At 46.8% G+C, this 1,261-nt stretch carries 1 protein-coding gene; it reads right to left on the bottom strand.

What is annotated here, in order from left to right; genetic code table 11:
• Positions 1–31: 31 nt before the first annotated feature.
• Positions 32–1,200, bottom strand: a protein-coding gene (locus MHN02_RS21490; protein WP_239247979.1) for an IS3 family transposase whose coding sequence is annotated in 2 segments (ribosomal slippage) — positions 32–948 and positions 948–1,200 — 1,170 coding nt in all. Because the reading frame shifts where the segments join, the coding sequence is not laid out codon by codon here.
• Between the last annotated feature and the right edge of the window lie 61 nt (positions 1,201–1,261).

Here is a 1,261-nt window from a genome sequence, read left to right as displayed (position 1 = left end):
TGACGTGGTCAAGCAAATTCACACAACCCAGTTAAGCCGCTTTTCCTAAATTTGCCATATCAGCCTCATATTGATTTGGACTTTTGTAATCCAGGTATGAGTGCATTCTTTGGCTGTTATAAAACATACTGATGTATTGCAGGATATCCTGCTGAGCAGCATGGCGGCTCTGGTAGTGACGCCATTGCACTCGCTCTTGTTTCAATGTGCCGAAGAAGCTCTCTACAACAGCATTGTCCCAGCAGTCACCTTTTCTACTCATGCTGCCAGTTACCTTGTACTGCGTCAGTAGCTGTCTAAATTGACGGCTTGCATATTGAGAGCCTCGATCTGAATGATGTATCAGGCCCGCGTTGGGTTTACGTTGCCATAAAGCCATTGTTAAGGCATCACACACAAGCTGGGCATTCATGCGCGACGCCATACTCCAGCCCACGACTTTTCGTGAGAATAAGTCAATCACTACAGCCAGATACAGCCAACCTTCTTGCGTCCAGATATAGGTAATGTCAGAGGCATACGCCTGATCTGGCATTTGTGCATTAAAGTCGCGTGACAGCACGTTATCGAAGACGGGTTGCTGATGATCGCTGTTAGTCGTTACTTTGTATTTTCTCCGCCGTCTGACGCTCACGTCGGCTTCTTTCATCAAGACTTTCGTTCGCTGTTTTCCAACCGGATAACCCAGTGAATTCAGCGCGCGTTTCATGCGTCTTACGCCATAGGTAAAATCACTGGCATCAGCTATTTTCTGCACCCACTCAATTAGCTCATCATGTTGCGGATCGGGTTCAAGTTGCTCATTTCGGCGCACGGCGCTGTAGTAATTACGGCGACTGACTCCCAGAACCTGACACATCAGGCTAATCGGCCAGGTCTTCTTATATTGGGTTATGAAACCGTATTTCACTTGGTTTCTTTGGCAAAGAAGACCGTCGCCTTTTTTAGGATCTCTTTCTCCATTTTCAGGCGCTTATTCTCTTCACGCAGCCGACGGATTTCTTCCTGTTCCGGCGTCAACTTGCCATTGCCACGAAATGCGTGAGCGCCGTCTGATTCTTGCTCTTTCAGCCAGCGGCCCAACATATTCGCGCTAATACCAAGACTACGTGCAGCCTCAGAAATCTTGTAATTTTGTTCTGTAACCAGACTCACAGCATCCAGTTTGAATTCTTTCGAGTAGCTTTTTCGCGTTTTCATATACACTCCAGTTGAGATGATTATCTCTTAACTGGGTGTGTGAATCTATTGAACCACGTCA

It is taken from the genome of Alteromonas sp. CNT1-28, assembly GCF_022348345.1.
Lineage (GTDB): Bacteria > Pseudomonadota > Gammaproteobacteria > Enterobacterales > Alteromonadaceae > Alteromonas > Alteromonas macleodii.
Note: the sequence above shows the minus strand (reverse complement) of the source record. Positions and strands in the feature narration are given on the sequence as shown.